General features: G+C 72.1%; 13 protein-coding genes. 5 read left to right on the top strand and 8 right to left on the bottom strand.

What is annotated here, in order from left to right:
* Positions 1-2 precede the first annotated feature (2 nt).
* Positions 3-776, bottom strand: a complete 774-nt coding sequence (locus GA0070608_RS11710) for a methyltransferase domain-containing protein (protein WP_091626648.1) — start codon at positions 774-776, stop codon at positions 3-5.
* A gap of 45 nt (positions 777-821) precedes the next feature.
* On the opposite strand from GA0070608_RS11710, the gene GA0070608_RS11705 reads away from it, so the two are divergent.
* From GA0070608_RS11705 to disA, 4 genes are all read left to right on the top strand, one after another.
* The gene (locus GA0070608_RS11705; protein WP_091626645.1) at positions 822-1661 is read left to right on the top strand and encodes a UbiA family prenyltransferase; all 840 of its coding nucleotides are present in this window, start codon (positions 822-824) and stop codon (positions 1659-1661) included.
* Between the two features lie 139 nt (positions 1662-1800).
* Entirely contained in the window at positions 1801-2547 is a 747-nt protein-coding gene (locus GA0070608_RS11700; RefSeq protein ID WP_091626640.1) for a hypothetical protein, read from the top strand.
* 92 nt (positions 2548-2639) lie between these two features.
* The gene (gene radA / locus GA0070608_RS11695) at positions 2640-4094 is read left to right on the top strand and encodes a DNA repair protein RadA (RefSeq protein WP_091626636.1); all 1455 of its coding nucleotides are present in this window, start codon (positions 2640-2642) and stop codon (positions 4092-4094) included.
* Between the two features lie 142 nt (positions 4095-4236).
* A complete protein-coding gene (gene disA / locus GA0070608_RS11690; RefSeq protein WP_091634896.1) occupies positions 4237-5418 on the top strand; it encodes a DNA integrity scanning diadenylate cyclase DisA in 1182 nt (393 codons plus the stop codon).
* A 36-nt stretch (positions 5419-5454) separates the two neighbouring features.
* Here the strand turns inward: disA and GA0070608_RS11685 are convergent, their stop codons facing one another.
* The 3 genes from GA0070608_RS11685 to GA0070608_RS11675 all read right to left on the bottom strand — a co-directional run bounded on the left by GA0070608_RS11685 (position 5455) and on the right by GA0070608_RS11675 (position 7419).
* Entirely contained in the window at positions 5455-6177 is a 723-nt protein-coding gene (locus GA0070608_RS11685) for a hypothetical protein (RefSeq protein WP_091626631.1), read from the bottom strand.
* A gap of 148 nt (positions 6178-6325) precedes the next feature.
* Positions 6326-6910 (bottom strand): peptide deformylase, encoded by a 585-nt coding sequence (locus tag GA0070608_RS11680; RefSeq protein WP_091626627.1) that lies wholly within the window; start codon positions 6908-6910, stop codon positions 6326-6328.
* A complete protein-coding gene (locus GA0070608_RS11675) occupies positions 6907-7419 on the bottom strand; it encodes a glycine cleavage system transcriptional repressor (RefSeq protein ID WP_091626624.1) in 513 nt (170 codons plus the stop codon). The genes GA0070608_RS11680 and GA0070608_RS11675 overlap by 4 nt, the downstream gene beginning before the upstream one ends.
* A 145-nt stretch (positions 7420-7564) precedes the next feature.
* Here GA0070608_RS11675 and GA0070608_RS11670 point away from each other — a divergent pair, with 145 nt between their 5' ends.
* Positions 7565-8464 carry an HhH-GPD family protein gene (locus tag GA0070608_RS11670; protein WP_091626621.1) on the top strand — a complete coding sequence of 300 codons (900 nt, stop codon included), beginning with the start codon at positions 7565-7567 and terminating at the stop codon, positions 8462-8464.
* A gap of 78 nt (positions 8465-8542) precedes the next feature.
* Here GA0070608_RS11670 and GA0070608_RS11665 read toward each other — a convergent pair whose 3' ends face one another.
* The 4 genes from GA0070608_RS11665 to lysS form a co-directional block, all read right to left on the bottom strand.
* Complete coding sequence (locus GA0070608_RS11665) at positions 8543-9199, bottom strand: C39 family peptidase (RefSeq protein WP_091626617.1); 657 nt, start codon at positions 9197-9199, stop codon at positions 8543-8545.
* 1039 nt (positions 9200-10238) lie between these two features.
* The gene (locus tag GA0070608_RS11660) at positions 10239-12770 is read right to left on the bottom strand and encodes an ATP-dependent Clp protease ATP-binding subunit (protein WP_091626613.1); all 2532 of its coding nucleotides are present in this window, start codon (positions 12768-12770) and stop codon (positions 10239-10241) included.
* Between the two features lie 459 nt (positions 12771-13229).
* Positions 13230-13580, bottom strand: coding sequence for a histone-like nucleoid-structuring protein Lsr2 (locus GA0070608_RS11655; RefSeq protein ID WP_323135733.1), 351 nt, complete (start codon positions 13578-13580; stop codon positions 13230-13232).
* Positions 13581-13689: 109 nt separating this feature from the next.
* Positions 13690-15198 carry a lysine--tRNA ligase gene (gene lysS / locus GA0070608_RS11650; protein WP_091626604.1) on the bottom strand — a complete coding sequence of 503 codons (1509 nt, stop codon included), beginning with the start codon at positions 15196-15198 and terminating at the stop codon, positions 13690-13692.
* Between the last annotated feature and the right edge of the window lie 52 nt (positions 15199-15250).

The raw sequence follows: 15250 nt of genomic DNA, 5'->3' as shown, positions 1-15250 counted from the left end.
CGCTATCCGCTCCGGTTACCACGCCCCTGGTAGAGCACGGCAGTCGACCAGGTCGGCACGATCCGCGGCTTCGGGCCGGCAACCGTCGCCCGCGGCTGGTCGCCCACGGTCGCGTACGGACGGCCGGCGGCGAGCATCCGGCGGGCCAGCCAGCCGAGCAGTCCGGGCACCCCCGGCCGGATGCCCCGCAGCCGCAGGTCGACCCCGTGCCGGGCACACTCGGCCACCAGTGCCCGGGCGTCCACGAACAACCGTGGATCATGGATGCCCTTCGGCACGGTGGGCAGCCGCTCGGCGATCCGCACCGCGAGCAGCCGACTCAGCGCCGTGTCGTTCAACGTGTCGAGGACGAGCAGGCCACCGGGCCGGAGCAGCCGGCACGCCTCGGCCACCGCGCGCCGCCAGTCGGGCACGTGCTCCAGCAGCTCGCCCGCGGCGACCACGTCGGCGCAGCCGTCGGCCAGCGGTACGGCGGTGACGTCGCCGTTGACGACGGTCACCCCGTGCGCGGAGGCCTGCTCCAGGGCCGACCGGGTGAGGTCGACACCGACGTGCCGGTAGCCCCGGCCGGCCAGGTGCGGGGCGAGCAGCCCGGCACCGCAGCCGAGGTCGACCAGGAGGGCCCCCGGGCGCGACGCCGTCGGCACCAGCGCCGCGCGGGCCTCGGCCAGCCAGTGCAGCATCGCGAACGCCCCGTCCGGCCGCCACCACTCGCCGGCCAGGTCGTCGTACTGGCGCGGATCGTTGCGTGGCAGGGCACGGCCCGCATCTGGCATGGACCGAGCGTGGCACGACTGTCCGGTAACGACCAGACTTCCCTCATGTCGCCAACGGTGCTAGGGCTGGTCAGGGCGAGTCATCCGGAGCCGGCCGCCGCGGTCACCACGGTGGCCGGGCTGCTGGCGTGGGGCGTCGGGCACCGGCCGGCCGGTGTCCTCGCCGTGGTGCTCACCGTGGCGGCCAGCCAGCTCGCCGTCGGCTGGGCCAACGACGCGCTCGACGCCGACCGGGACGCCACGGTGGGGCGTACCGACAAACCGGTCGCCGCCGGCGCGGTGAGCCGGCGCGTGACGGCCGTGGCCGCGGCGGTGGCCGCGCTCGCCACCCCGCTGCTGGCGCTGGTCACCGGCCCGGCCGCCGCACTCTTCGCCACCCTCGGGTTGGTCTCCGCGCTGCTCTACGACTGGCCGCTGAAGTCGACCCCGGTCTCGGTGCTGCCCTACGCGGTCTCCTTCGGCTCGCTGCCCGCCTTCGTCGTGCTGGCGCTGCCCGGGTCGGTCCTCCCGCCGGTCTGGCTGGTCGCCGCCGCGGCCTGCCTGGGCGCCGGGGCACACTTCGCCAACGTCCTGCCCGACCTGGCCGACGACGCCCGGACAGGGGTGCGCGGCCTACCGCACCGACTCGGTTCGACCGGCAGCCGCGCCGCCGCCGCGCTGCTGCTGCTCGCCGCGACCGCCACGCTGGTCCTCGGCCCGCCCGGGCCGCCGTCGGGCGTCGGCGTCGCCGCGGTCGCGACCGCCGTCGTGGTGCCGCCATTGAGCTGGTACGGCGGGCGTGCCGCCGCCCGGGCCGGAGGTCGGCAGGTGGCCGCCTTCCGGGCCGTGCTGCTGGTCGCCCTCATCGACGTCGTCCTGCTGGTGACGAGCGGCCGGCTGGTGTGAGGCGCGCCCGGGGGACTGGCATCTCCGGGTCGGCGTGCGCGGGTGGATCAGGCCCAACTACCCTGGAGCGCGGTCTGCGCGGGCATGGCCACCACCCCCGGCGTGAGCACCGGGTGGGATCGTGACGAGGAGGACCGACGTGACGCGCTCGATCAGGGGTTCCCGGCGGGCGGCCCTGCTGCTGTCCGGGATGGCCGCGGCGACCGGGCTGCTGCTGTCCGGCTGCGGCACCGGTCATGTCTCCGAGACCGCCAACAAGGAGCCGTCGGTCCAGGGCGTCAACCTGTCGGCCCGCAACGGCGAGTACGCGGTCCGTGGCCTGCTGCTCGGCTTCCCCGGCGTCGAGGGCTACAAGGCGGGCGCCAACGCCGTCCTGAACGCCGTGATCTACAACGACTCGGCGAACCCGGTCACCGTGACCGTGACCACCGACAGTGCCCGTGAGGTGGTGATCACCGGCGTCGGCGCGACCGCCAGCCCGTCGGCATCCCCGAGCGAGCCGGCGTCCGAGTCGCCGTCACCCACCCCGACCGGGTCGGAGTCGCCCAGCCCGGGCACCTCCGAGAGCCCGTCGGTCAGCCCGGGCGCCCCGGAGAGCCCGTCGGCTCCCGAGAGCCCGGCCGCGCCGGCCGGCGAGCCGGCCCGGATCGAGATCCCGGCGCGGAGCTACGTGCAGCTCAACACCGAGTCCGACCGGGTCTTCCAGCTCATCGGCCTGAACGAGTCGCTGCGCTCCGGCCAGAACGTCGTCCTGACCTTCGACTTCGGCAACGGCGTGACGGTCACCAGCCCGGTGCCGGTCGCCGTACCGCTCACCCCGGCAGCGCCCCCGTCGAAGATCGTCGAGCGCCTGGGCGGCTACGAGGGCGAGGAGGGCGGGCACTGATCCTCCCCCGCTCCGCTGATCAAAGACACCGCCGGCGTGGTGACCACCATGCCGGCGGTGTCTTCGTCGTACCCGGGGACTAACGTCCCGGTGTGACCACCTCCCGAGCGACCTCCGCCCGCGGCGGCGGGGCCGGCGGGCGCGGCCGAGCGTCCGCCCGCGAGCCCCGGCCCGCCTACGAGTGCGACGCCTGCGGGCACCAGCCGCCGAAGTGGGTGGGGCGCTGCCCGGAGTGCGGCGAGTGGGGCTCGGTGGTCGAGTGCACGGTCACCGGCCCGACGGTCTCCGGCAAGGTGGTCAGTTCCCGGATGCCGGCCGAGCCGGCCCGGCCGATCGCCACCATCAGCGCCGCCTCGGCCCGGGCCCGCCCCACCGGGGTCAGCGAGCTCGACCGGGTCCTCGGCGGCGGCCTGGTCCCCGGCGCGGTGGTGCTGCTCGCCGGCGAGCCGGGGGTCGGCAAGTCCACCCTGCTGCTCGACGTGGCCCAGCAGTGGGCTGCCGGCGCCGGCAGCCCCTCCCTGGTGGTCAGCGGCGAGGAGTCGGTCAGCCAGGTCCGGCTGCGCGCGGAGCGGATGGGCACCCTGCACGATGAGCTCTACCTCGCGGCCGAGAGTGACCTCGCAGCGGTGCTCGGTCACCTCGACGCGGTCAAGCCGGGCCTGCTGGTGCTCGACTCGGTGCAGACCATCTCCACCGGCGACGCCGAGGGCGTCTCGGGCGGGGTGACCCAGGTACGGGCGGTCACCGCCGCCCTGGTCTCGGTCGCCAAGGAGCGCGGCATCGCCATCGTGCTGGTCGGCCACGTCACCAAGGACGGCCAGGTCGCCGGCCCGCGGGTGTTGGAGCACCTGGTCGACGTGGTGCTGCACTTCGAGGGCGACAAGCACTCCTCGCTGCGCATGGTGCGTGGCGTGAAGAACCGGTTCGGCGCCGCCGACGAGGTGGGCTGCTTCGAGATGCACGAGGGCGGCATCAGCAGCCTGGCCGACCCGTCCGGGCTGTTCCTGACCCGCTACTCGGAGCCGGTGCCCGGCACCTGTGTCACGGTGGCGATGGAGGGGCGTCGGGCGCTGGTCACCGAGGTGCAGGCGCTGATCGGCGCGACCGTGGCCGGCTCGCCCCGGCGGACGGTGTCGGGGCTCGACTCGGCCCGGCTCGCGATGGTGCTGGCCGTGCTCCAGCGGCGCACCGAACGCCTGACGCTGCACGACCGGGAGGTCTTCGCGGCCACCGTCGGCGGCATCCGGGTGGTGGAACCGGCGGCCGACCTCGCCGTCGCCCTCGCCGTCGCCTCGGGCGGGCTCAACCTGGCCATCGCACCGAACCTGGTGGCGATCGGCGAGGTCGGGCTGACCGGCGAGGTGCGCCGCGTCGGCGCGGTGCCACGCCGGCTGGCCGAGGCGGCCCGGCTCGGGTTCCGGCTCGCGCTGGTGCCGACCGGCTGCGGCCCCGAGAGCACCGGCGTCACACCGGAACACATGCGCGTGATCGAGGTGACCGACGTCCGCTCGGCGCTCCAGGCCGTCGCCCGGGCGTCCGCCGAGTGACCGGCGCTGGCCGCCAGTGGAACATCCGGCCCGATAACGGACAGCCCGGACGCGGGCCCACGGTCAGGGCGAGGTGGGGCATCGTGACACATCACAGTAACCACGACAGCACCCACCGCAGGGCAGTCCGTAGACTGTGCCCGTGCCGATCGACCGCGACACCGCCAAGCCCACCGGCGCGACGCCCCACGCCCGCACCGGCGCCGTGGGCTCGCCCGCCCGCCCGATCAGCGTGAGCGTGACCGGCGGCGCCGGGAGCGCCGGCGATCCGTTGCGGGCGAACCTGGCCCTGATGGCTCCGGGCACCGCGCTGCGCGACGGCCTCGAGCGCATCCTGCGCGGCCGGACGGGCGCGCTGATCGTCCTCGGCTACGACAAGGTCGTCGAGGGCCTCTGCACCGGCGGCTTCCCGCTCGACGTCGAGTTCTCCGCCACCCGGGTCCGGGAGCTGTGCAAGATGGACGGCGGGGTCGTGCTCTCCAGCGACGGCACCCGGATCGTGCGGGCCGCCGTGCACCTGATGCCCGACCCGACCATCCCGACCGAGGAGTCCGGCACCCGGCACCGCACGGCGGAGCGGGTCGCCCGGCAGACGGGCTTCCCGGTGATCTCGGTCAGCCAGTCGATGCGGATCATCAGCCTCTACGTCAACGGCCAGCGGCACGTGCTGGACGACTCAGCGGCAATCCTGTCCCGTGCCAACCAGGCGCTCGCCACGCTGGAGCGCTACAAGCTCCGGCTGGACGAGGTCTCCGGCACCCTCTCCGCCCTGGAGATCGAGGACCTGGTCACCGTACGGGACGCGGTCGCGGTGGTGCAGCGGCTGGAGATGGTCCGCCGGATCGCCGACGAGATCGCTGGCTACGTGGTGGAGCTGGGCACCGACGGCCGCCTGCTGGCCCTCCAGCTCGACGAGCTGATGGCCGGCGTCGACGCCGACCGCACCCTGGTGATCCGGGACTACCTGCCAACCGGCCGGAAGCCCCGCACCCTCGACGAGGCGCTGGTGGAGCTAGATCTGCTCGGCGCGACCGAGCTGATCGACCTGGTCTCGGTCGCGAAGGCGATCGGCTACCCGGCCGCGTCCGACGCGCTCGACGCGGCGGTCAGCCCGCGCGGCTTCCGCCTGCTGGCCAAGGTGCCCCGGCTGCCGGTGACCGTGGTCGACCGCCTCGTCGTGCACTTCGGCAGCCTCCAGCGCCTGCTGGGCGCCACGGTCGAGGATCTCCAGGCCGTCGAGGGGGTCGGCGACGCCCGCGCCCGGGGTGTCCGCGAAGGATTGTCCCGGCTCGCCGAGGCGTCGATCCTCGAACGCTACGTCTGACCGGCCGGGCTGCCCGGCCGCCCGGCCGACGGCCGCTCAGCCGGTGACGATGAGTTTGACCGGCTCGCTGAGCTTGGTGCCGACCCGGGCGAAGACCTGGTACGTCCCGGCCTGCGGGTTCGGGCCCGCCGCCACTCCGTTGGCGCACTTGGTGCTGTCGCGGCCGTTCCAGCCCACCTGGTAGGAGCGTTCGAAGCCCGGCGTGAAGGACTGCGGGTCGGAGCCCTTGCCGGTGCCGCAGGTGTCGGACGACCAGATCTTCTCGGCCCCCGACTTGATGAACAGCTCCTGCGCGTCGGCGCCGACGTCGCGGCTGCACGTCCGCTCGGACCGATTCTTGATCTTGAGGTGGAGGTCCACCACGGCCCCCCGGACCACCGAGGCGGGCTGGGCCACCGGGGTCACCGTGATCTCGGCGTCCGCGCAGGTGCCGTCGTCGACGGCCGGCACGACCGGCGCCGGCGGCGAGTCGGTGGTGACCGGCCCGTCCGACGATTCGCCGGCGCCAGGACCGCCCGGCGCCCCCGGCGAGGGCGCCCCGGTCTGCGGGGTGAGCACCGAGCCGGTGGGCTCCGGCGTGGCACCGGAGGACGACGTCGCGCCCGGCGAGGGCTGCGTGTCGCCGGCCTTCTTCGCGTTCCGGTCCGATCCGGTGCACGAATAGAGCAGGACAATCAGGAAGAGGAACCCCGCTCCGAGCACGACGGCGCGACGCCGCCAGTAAACGGCGGGTGACAGGGGGCCGACCGTCAGACGCATGATGTCCCCACCGTAGCGGCGCGGGGCACGGCAGCCCCACGCGACGCGCCGAGTCGTCGGCAGCTCACCGCACCGACCCTCCAAACACGACGGTCATGCCTGCCGATCGTGTCCCGCCGGCGACACCGGGTGGCCACGCCGCCGCCACTCAGAGGTAGACCTTGCGCTGGTAGATGGCGTGCGCGCCGGCGACCCGGTCCAGGAAGAGCAGGCCGGCGCAGTGGTCGATCTCGTGCTGGAGGGCCCGCGCCTCGAACCCGTCCGTCACCAGCCGTACGGACCTGCCGGTGCCCGGCAGCACGCCCTCCACCACCAGCCGGCTCGCCCGCTTGACGTCCCCGGTCAGGTCGGGCACCGACATGCACCCCTCGCGGGCCACCTTCCACCGGCTCGCCTCCACGACCCGGGCGTTGCACAGCACGAAGGTGCCGTGCACCGTGAGCGCCTTCGGGTGGCCGGTCACGTCCACCGCGAAGACCTGTGCACCCACGCCGACCTGTGGGGCGGCCAGCCCGACGCAGCCCGGCGAGACCCGCATGGTGGCGATCAGGTCGGCGGCCAGCCGTACCGTCTCCGCCGCAGTCGGGTCCACCTCGTCACCGGCCCGGCTGAGCACCTGCTCCGGCGCGGACACCACCGGCCGCACCTCCCCCGGCACGGCCAGGGACTCCGGGGTCCAGTCGCCGAGGCCGGCGTACGCCTCGGTCTCCGGGCCGGACCCTACGCCGGTCACAGCAGATCCGGGTCGGCCGGCCGGAGGGTCACCCCGACGCCCAGTTCCGCGGCCGTCGCCGTCAGCCGTCCGGCCGGCTCGCCGGCCGTGCCGGGCGGCAGCTCCACCTCGGCGACCACCACGTAGAGCGAACCGGTAAGCCGGGTGCTCAGGTCGGTGACGTTGCCGCCGGCGTCGGCGAGCACCCGGGTCATGGCCGCCACGATGCCCATCCGGTCCGCGCCGTGCACCGCCATCACGTACGGCTCGCCGGCGGGAGCCGTCTCGCCGTCGGGGGTGACCGCGCGTACGGTGGCCAGCAGCTGGCCGTCGGCGGAGAGCGGCACCAGCGCGGCCTCGACGTCGGCGGCGGCCGGGCCCACGCAGATCAGGGTCATCGCGAAATGCCCCCGCAGCCGCGTCATCGTGCTGTCGGTGAGGTTCGCGCCGAGCCTGGCCAGCAGCTCGGCCACGTCGGCCACGATGCCCGGCCGGTCCCGGCCGATGACGGTGATCGCGAGCTCGTTCATCCGGGCATTCTGCCCGATCCGTCCGCCGCCCCGGCAGCGCCCCGCCCGGAGCGCCCAGCCAGCGGGACGCCACGGCGGGGCCCGTCGTGACACCGGTCGCCCGCGCCGCCCCGGCGGCGGGCCGCGTGACATCATCGGCGGCGCGATGTCTGAGCCCACTTTCACCACCCTGGTCAGTCGGTGGTACGAGGAGAACGCCCGCGACCTGCCATGGCGCGGGGCCGACGTGAGCCCGTGGGCGATCCTGGTCAGCGAGGTCATGCTCCAGCAGACGCCGGTCGTACGCGTGCTCCCCGCCTGGGAGGCGTGGCTGGCACGCTGGCCGGAGCCGGCCACGCTGGCGGCTGACAGCCCCGCCGAGGCGATCCGGATGTGGGGACGGCTCGGCTATCCCCGCCGGGCGGTGCGGCTGCGGGACTGCGCGCTGGCCATCGTCGAGCGCCACGGCGGCCGGGTCCCGGACCGGCTGGACCAACTGCTGGCCCTGCCGGGCGTCGGCACGTACACCGCCCGGGCGGTGGCCGCGTTCGCGTACGGTCAGCGACACCCGGTGGTCGACACCAACGTGCGGCGGGTGGTCTGCCGGGCAATCGCCGGCGAACCGGACGCCGGTCCGGCCACCCGCCCGACCGACCTGGTCGCCACCGAGGAACTACTGCCGGTCGAGCCGGCCGCCGCCGCCCTGGCCAGCGCGGCCTTCATGGAACTGGGCGCGGTGCTCTGCGTCGCCCGGTCACCCCGCTGCGGCGCCTGCCCCGTCGAGTCGATCTGCGCCTGGCGCGCGTCCGGCCGCGAGGCCCCAGCAGGTCCGACCCGCCGCCCCCAGCGGTACGCCGGCACCGACCGCCAGGTACGCGGACTGCTGCTCGGCGTGCTGCGCGAGGCGACCGGGCCGGTGCCGCACCAACGGCTCGACCAGGTGTGGGCCGACGACATCCAGCGGTCCCGGGCCCTCTCCGGGCTGGTGCGGGACGGTCTCGTGGAGCCGGTCGGCGAATCCTCGTTCCGCCTCATCGGCGACGGGCCGCCGGTCCCGGTGCGCTGACGGCTCTCACCAGCCGTGCACATGCCGAAAGGGCCGCCCCCCTTGTGGGGGTCGGCCCTTTCGGTGTGGTGCTGTGGGTCAGGAGGTGTAGCCGCGGGTGGCGATCCAGTCGGCGAGGTTGTCGACGCTCATCCGGTAGGAGGCCTGGTTCGGGTCGGCCGAGTCGGCGATGGTGACGGTGTTGCCGTTGTCGCGGTAGCCGACGACGCTGACGTAGTGGCCGCCTTCGAAGGTGTGGGTGGTGCCGTCGGTGTCGGTGGCGGTGCCGGCGATGTTGGCGACCACGGCGTGGCCCTCGTCGACGGCCTTGACGATGTCGGTGCGTAGGGTGTCGGTCTGCTTGTCGTCGGCCTTGGGCTCGCGGATCTCCACCGACCGGTAGGCGTCCTTGCCGCTTTCCTTGTTCAGGACGGGGGTGATGTCGTTGATGGAGTCGGTGCCGGCCTCGGTGGTGCCCATCCGCTTGGCCATGGCGTCCACGTCGATGTTCTTGCCCTGCACGCTCAGGGCGTTGCGGGCGGCGGCGGGACCGCAGTAGAAGAAGTTGGGCTGGGCTTCGTAGCGGACATCCAGCTCACGCTCGCTGTTCTTGCGGTCCTGGCTGACCGACACCGGCTTGCCCTCGGTGGGGGTGGGGGCGGCGTGGGCGGCGGTGATGGGGCCGGCGATGGCGCCGCCGGTGAAGGCGAGCCCGGCGGCGGTCAGGGCGGTCTTGCGGAAGATGTCGGTACGCATGATGACAGCACCTTTCGATCGGGGGTACCCGGACGCACACCAGAGGGGGGCGGGTGCACCACGGGGGTGAGGAAAGGTTCTACGTCAGGCAGGTCCCCGGCGAGGGCCGGAGCGCGTTCCCGGGGATACAACCACCCGGGCAGGCCACACATTCCATCGGCCATGAGCGCCGGGCGGTACTTCGTGGTCCGGGGGATGTAACCACGCCGGCCCGGCTCGCATTCCGCCGACCACCCGGCCGACGAAGGACCGGTCACGCGGCCACGATGGTTACAACGACCCGGCACCCCGAACCATGCCCACCCGGCCGGTGGCGCCCATCACCCCGAACCCGACAGACGCGACATACCGGCCGCTACAGCGACCTGGGGCACCCGCCAGTCGGGCCGCCGGTCGACGACGAAGGGCTGGGCGGCGCGCTCGGATTCAACAGCTCTGCCGACCACGATCGTCTGATGGAAACCCGGCGGGATTCAGCCCAGCGCTCCGGTTCCCCATCAACTGATCATGGTGGTGACGGGCCGCCGCCACCGCGGGAGCGGAGGGTGCGGATGACGCCCCGGGGGCCGAACCGCTTCCCGAGCACGCAAAGAGGCGTGCGAGCGTGCGCACCGGAGGCAACGACCCAGATGTGACCGAACGGATGCCACGCGACGCCCAGGCAGAGTGTCCGATTTCGGGCAGAACGCGTAGGCGCTGAGGGAAGGACGCGGGGCGCACGTGGGGCGCCTCGGCGACCCGGGCGCTCGTTGGCGCTCGTGGCGCTCGTTGGCGCCCGTTGGCGCTCGTGGCGCTCGTTGGCGCACGTTGGCGCTCGTGGCGCTCGTGGCGCTCGTTGGCGCTCGTGGCGCTCGTGGCGCTCGTGGCGCTCGTTGGCGCTCGTGGCGCTCGTTGGCGCCCGTGGCGCCCGTGGCGCTCGTTGGCGACCCGGGCGCCCGTGGCGTCCGGGTCGCGCAGGCCGCGGCCGTGCCGGCGTACCGAAAAGGGCGGCGGCCCGGTGGCTGATGCCACCGGGCCGCCGCCCTCGTGTTGTTCGGTCCTACTCGTCCGCGCCTGCGGCGGCGGTGCCGCCGAGGTCGGCCGGTACGGCGTCCGGCACGGTGGCCGGCTTTTCCGCACCCGTGAAGATGAGCTTGGACTTGTCGATGTTCTCCGGGTCGCCCTCGCAGTCCACCACCACGATCTGACCTGGGATCAGCTCGTTGAAGAGGATCCGCTCGGACAGGTTGTCCTCGATGTCGCGCTGGATCGTGCGACGCAGCGGACGCGCACCGAGCACCGGGTCGAAGCCCTTCTTCGCCAGGTACTTCTTGGCGTTGTCGGTCAGCTCCAGGCCCATGTCCTTGTTCCGCAGCTGGCCCTCGATCCGCTGGATCATGATGTCCACGATCGAGAGGATCTCCAACTCACGCAGCTGGTGGAAGACGATGGTGTCGTCGATCCGGTTGAGGAACTCAGGCCGGAAGTGCTGCTTGAGCTCGTCGTTGACCTTCTGCTTCATCCGCTCGTAGCTGGATTCGGAGTCCTCCGACGCCTGGAAGCCCATCGAGACCGCCTTGGCGACGTCGCGGGTGCCCAGGTTGGTGGTCAGGATGATGACCGTGTTCTTGAAGTCCACGATCCGGCCCTGGCCGTCGGTGAGCCGACCGTCCTCCAGGATCTGGAGCAGCGTGTTGAACACGTCCGGGTGGGCCTTCTCGATCTCGTCGAAGAGGACCACCGAGAACGGCCGACGCCGCACCTTCTCGGTCAGCTGGCCGCCCTCGTCGTAGCCGACGTAGCCGGGAGGGGCACCCACCAGCCGGGAGACCGTGTAACGGTCGTGGAACTCGGACATGTCCAGCTGGATGAGGGCGTCCTCGCTGCCGAACAGGAACTCGGCCAGCGCCTTGGAGAGCTCGGTCTTACCGACACCGGACGGGCCGGCGAAGATGAACGAGCCCGACGGGCGCTTCGGGTCCTTCAGGCCGGCCCGGGTGCGCCGGATCGCCTTCGAGACCGCCCTGACCGCGTCCTCCTGGCCGATGACGCGCTTGTGCAGCTCGTCCTCCATGCGCAGCAGGCGCGAGGTCTCCTCCTCGGTCAGCTTGTAGACCGGGATGCCGGTCCAGTTGCCGAGCACCTCGGCGATCTGCTCGTCGTCGACCTCGCTGACGACGTCCAGGTCACCGGCCTTCCACTCCTTCTCCCGCTGCGCCTTCTGGCCGAGGAGCTGCTTCTCCTTGTCGCGCAGCTGGGCGGCGCGCTCGAAGTCCTGCGCGTCGATCGCGGACTCCTTGTCGCGACGCACCTGGGCGATGCGCTCGTCGAAGTCGCGCAGGTCCGGCGGCGCGGTCATCCGGCGGATCCGCATCCGGGCACCGGCCTCGTCGATGAGGTCGATCGCCTTGTCCGGCAGGAAACGGTCGGAGATGTACCTGTCGGCCAGCGTCGCGGCAGCGACGAGAGCCGCGTCGGTGATGCTCACCCGGTGGTGCGCCTCGTAGCGGTCACGCAGGCCCTTGAGTATCTCGATGGTGTGCGCCAGCGACGGCTCACCCACCTGGATCGGCTGGAAGCGGCGCTCGAGAGCGGCGTCCTTTTCCAGGTGCTTGCGGTATTCGTCGAGCGTGGTCGCGCCGATGGTCTGCAGTTCGCCGCGGGCCAGCATCGGCTTGAGGATGCTGGCGGCGTCGATCGCGCCCTCGGCGGCGCCGGCACCGACCAGGGTGTGGATCTCGTCGATGAAGAGGATGATGTCGCCGCGGGTGCGGATCTCCTTGAGCACCTTCTTGAGGCGCTCCTCGAAGTCACCGCGGTAGCGGGAACCGGCGACCAGGGCACCGAGGTCGAGCGTGTAGAGCTGCTTGTCCTTCAGCGTCTCGGGCACCTCGCCCTTGATGATCTTCTGGGACAGCCCCTCCACCACGGCGGTCTTGCCGACGCCGGGCTCACCGATCAGGACCGGGTTGTTCTTCGTCCGGCGGGAGAGCACCTGCATGACCCGCTCGATTTCCTTCTCGCGCCCGATGACCGGGTCGAGCTTGCCCTCGCGGGCGGCCTGGGTCAGGTTGCGGCCGAACTGGTCCAGCACGAGGCTGGTGGACGGCGCGGCCTCGCCCGGCGCCGCGCCCGCAGCGGCCGGCTCCTTGCCCTGGTAGCCGGAGAGCAACTGGATCACCTGCTGGCGGACCCGGTTCAGGTCGGCGCCGAGCTTGACCAGCACCTGGGCGGCGACGCCCTCACCCTCGCGGATCAGACCGAGCAGGATGTGCTCGGTGCCGATGTAGTTGTGGCCGAGCTGCAGCGCCTCGCGCAGTGACAGCTCCAGCACCTTCTTTGCCCGCGGCGTGAACGGGATGTGCCCGCTCGGCGCCTGCTGGCCCTGGCCGATGATCTCCTCGACCTGCTGCCGCACGCCCTCCAGAGAGATGCCGAGGCTCTCCAGAGCCTTGGCGGCGACGCCCTCACCCTCGTGGATCAGGCCCAGCAGGATGTGCTCCGTACCGATGTAGTTGTGGTTGAGCATCCGGGCCTCTTCTTGGGCCAGGACGACAACCCGTCGCGCTCGGTCGGTGAACCGCTCGAACATGCCCTCGTGCTCCTCACATGCCGTGCGCACTCGATCTTGATGGTCAAGAAGTCGTGGCGGGGCCGGTGCGTGGACGACCGGGACGGGCGTCCGCGCCTCCTTACTCTATCGCCGCGGACCGACTCCGCTGAGGTCGTGTCTCCCCGTCGAAGGACGTGTACGCGTCGTTTTACCCAACCGTCCGCGCTCAGGGCGTGTTCCGGTACCCCGGCCTGTACGCGCAGAGCGAAATTCAGTCACGGCGCGGAACCCGTCGCGCGGGCCGCACCGGGGCCGGCGCGGCCCGGATCCGGGCCGCGCGGGACTCGTCCACAGGCTGTGGACAAACTCTCCACCGCCTGTGGACAACGACCGTCGGGACGGAGTTCTTCCCGCCCGGACACGGTCCCGGGCGGATACGGCGACGCCGGCCCGGAGTCGTACTCCGGCCCGGCGTCGGTGTCGCCCGTCGTCGGTCGGTCAGTGACCGGCCTTCGCGTGGTACTCGTCGACGATCTCCTGCGGGATCCGGCCCCGGTCGGAGATGTCCTTACCGGCCTTCTTGGCCCAGGCGCGGATCGCCTTGTTCTGCTCCCGGTCGGCGGTGGCGCCACCGCGACCCCGTGCGGCCCGGCCGCCGACGACGACGCCGCCCCTGCCCACCTTCGTGCCGTGGGCGATGTACGGAGCGAATACGTCACGCAATTTCTCGGCGTTCGAGCCCGACAGGTCGATCTCGTACTGAACGCCGTCGAGCGCAAACTTGACCGTCTCGTCAGCGTCCCCGCCGTCCAGGTCATCGACCAGCTTATGAATGATCTGCTTGGCCACGTCCCACATTCCTTTCGAGCAGGGTGCTCCTGCAATCTGAGAGCACGATAACCTGCGCGGCACTTGCCGCGTCAATAGGATGCGGTAACGACCCGGTGGAGATGCGCGACTACTCGGGGCGAACCAGGGGGAAGAGGATGGTTTCCCGAATTCCCAGGCCGGTGAGCGCCATCAACAGTCGATCGATTCCCATTCCCATACCCCCGGCCGGCGGCATTCCGTACTCCATCGCCCGGAGAAAGTCCTCGTCCAGCCGCATGGCCTCGTCGTCGCCGCGGGCGGCGAGCTGGGCCTGGGCCACCAGCCGTTCCCGCTGCACCACCGGGTCCACCAGCTCGGAGTACGCGGTCCCGAGCTCGAAACCGAGCACGTAGAGGTCCCACTTCTCGGCCAGCCCGGGCTCGCTGCGGTGCGCCCGGGTGAGCGGGCTGGTCTCCTCCGGGTAGTCGCGGACGAAGGTGGGCGCCCGGAGGCTCGGCACCACCAGTTCCTCGAACAGTTCCTCCGCCAGCTTGCCCGACCCCCACTTCGGGTCGACCGCCAGACCCACCTTGTCGGCGTACTCCACCAGGCGGGTGTGCTCGGTGCGTACCGTGACCTCCTCGCCGAGCGCCTCGGAAAGGACCCCGAAGAGGGTCACCGAGCGCCACTCCCCGCCCAGATCGAACTCCTGGCCGTCGGCGTGCGTCACCACCGTCGAGCCGCTGACCGCGATCGCCGCCTGCTGCACGAGATTTCGGGTCAGCTCGGCCATCGTGTCGTAGTCGCCGTACGCCTCGTATGCCTCGAGCATCGCGAACTCGGGCGAGTGCGAAGAGTCGACACCCTCATTACGGAAGTTGCGGTTGATCTCGAAGGCCCGGTCGACACCACCGACGACGGCCCGCTTGAGAAACAGTTCCGGCGCGATTCGTAGATACAGATCGGTGTTGAGCGCATTGCTGTGGGTCACGAATGGCCGGGCCGCCGCGCCGCCGTGCAGCAGCTGGAGCATCGGGGTCTCCACCTCGATGAAGCCCCGGCCGTGCAGCGAGTCGCGCAGGCTGCGCACGGTCGTGGCCCGGGTACGCACCATCTGGCGGGCCTGCGGCCGGACGATCAGGTCCACGTAGCGCTGCCGGACCCGTGCTTCCTCGCTCAGCGGCTTGTGCGCCACCGGGAGAGGGCGCAGCGCCTTCGCCGTGACCGCCCACTGCTCGGCCAGCACGGACAGCTCGCCGCGCCGGCTGGTGATCACCTCACCGGTCACCCCGACGAGGTCGCCGAGGTCGACCAGGCGCTTCCAGTCCTCCAGCCGGTCGGCGCCGACCCGGTCGAGGGAGAGCATGGCCTGCAACTCGGTGCCGTCGCCGTCCCGGAGGGTGGCGAAGCAGAGCTTGCCGGTGTTCCGTACGAAGATCACCCGGCCGGTGACCGAGACCTGGTCGCCCGTGGCGGTGTCGGTGGGCAGCTCGGCGTACTTCTCGCGGATCTCGGCCAGCGTGCTGGTCCGGGGGAATCCGATCGGGTACGGCTCGACACCCTCGGCGAGCATCCGGTCCCGCTTCTCCCGGCGGACCTTCATCTGCTCGGGAAGGTCGTCGGCGGGATCGACTGGCACGGGGTTCTGCTCGGTCACGGCACGCTTCCTCAGAAGGAGATTTCGGGCGGGGTCAGGCCCCGAGCGTACT

Origin of the sequence: Micromonospora peucetia, assembly GCF_900091625.1 — a bacterium.
Taxonomy (GTDB): Bacteria; Actinomycetota; Actinomycetes; order Mycobacteriales; family Micromonosporaceae; genus Micromonospora; species Micromonospora peucetia.
The sequence above is the reverse complement of the archived record's forward strand: the minus strand, read 5'-3'. Positions and strand labels throughout refer to the sequence as shown.

Coding starts and splice junctions, on each gene's coding strand:
- GA0070608_RS11705 (WP_091626645.1), top strand. CDS start 822: ATGTCGCCAACGGTGCTAGGGCTGGTCAGGGCGAGTCATCCGGAGCCG.
- GA0070608_RS11710 (WP_091626648.1), bottom strand. CDS start 776: ATGCCAGATGCGGGCCGTGCCCTGCCACGCAACGATCCGCGCCAGTAC.
- GA0070608_RS11660 (WP_091626613.1), bottom strand. CDS start 12,770: ATGTTCGAGCGGTTCACCGACCGAGCGCGACGGGTTGTCGTCCTGGCC.
- GA0070608_RS11685 (WP_091626631.1), bottom strand. CDS start 6,177: ATGCGTCTGACGGTCGGCCCCCTGTCACCCGCCGTTTACTGGCGGCGT.
- GA0070608_RS11665 (WP_091626617.1), bottom strand. CDS start 9,199: ATGCGTACCGACATCTTCCGCAAGACCGCCCTGACCGCCGCCGGGCTC.
- GA0070608_RS11675 (WP_091626624.1), bottom strand. CDS start 7,419: ATGAACGAGCTCGCGATCACCGTCATCGGCCGGGACCGGCCGGGCATC.
- GA0070608_RS11670 (WP_091626621.1), top strand. CDS start 7,565: ATGTCTGAGCCCACTTTCACCACCCTGGTCAGTCGGTGGTACGAGGAG.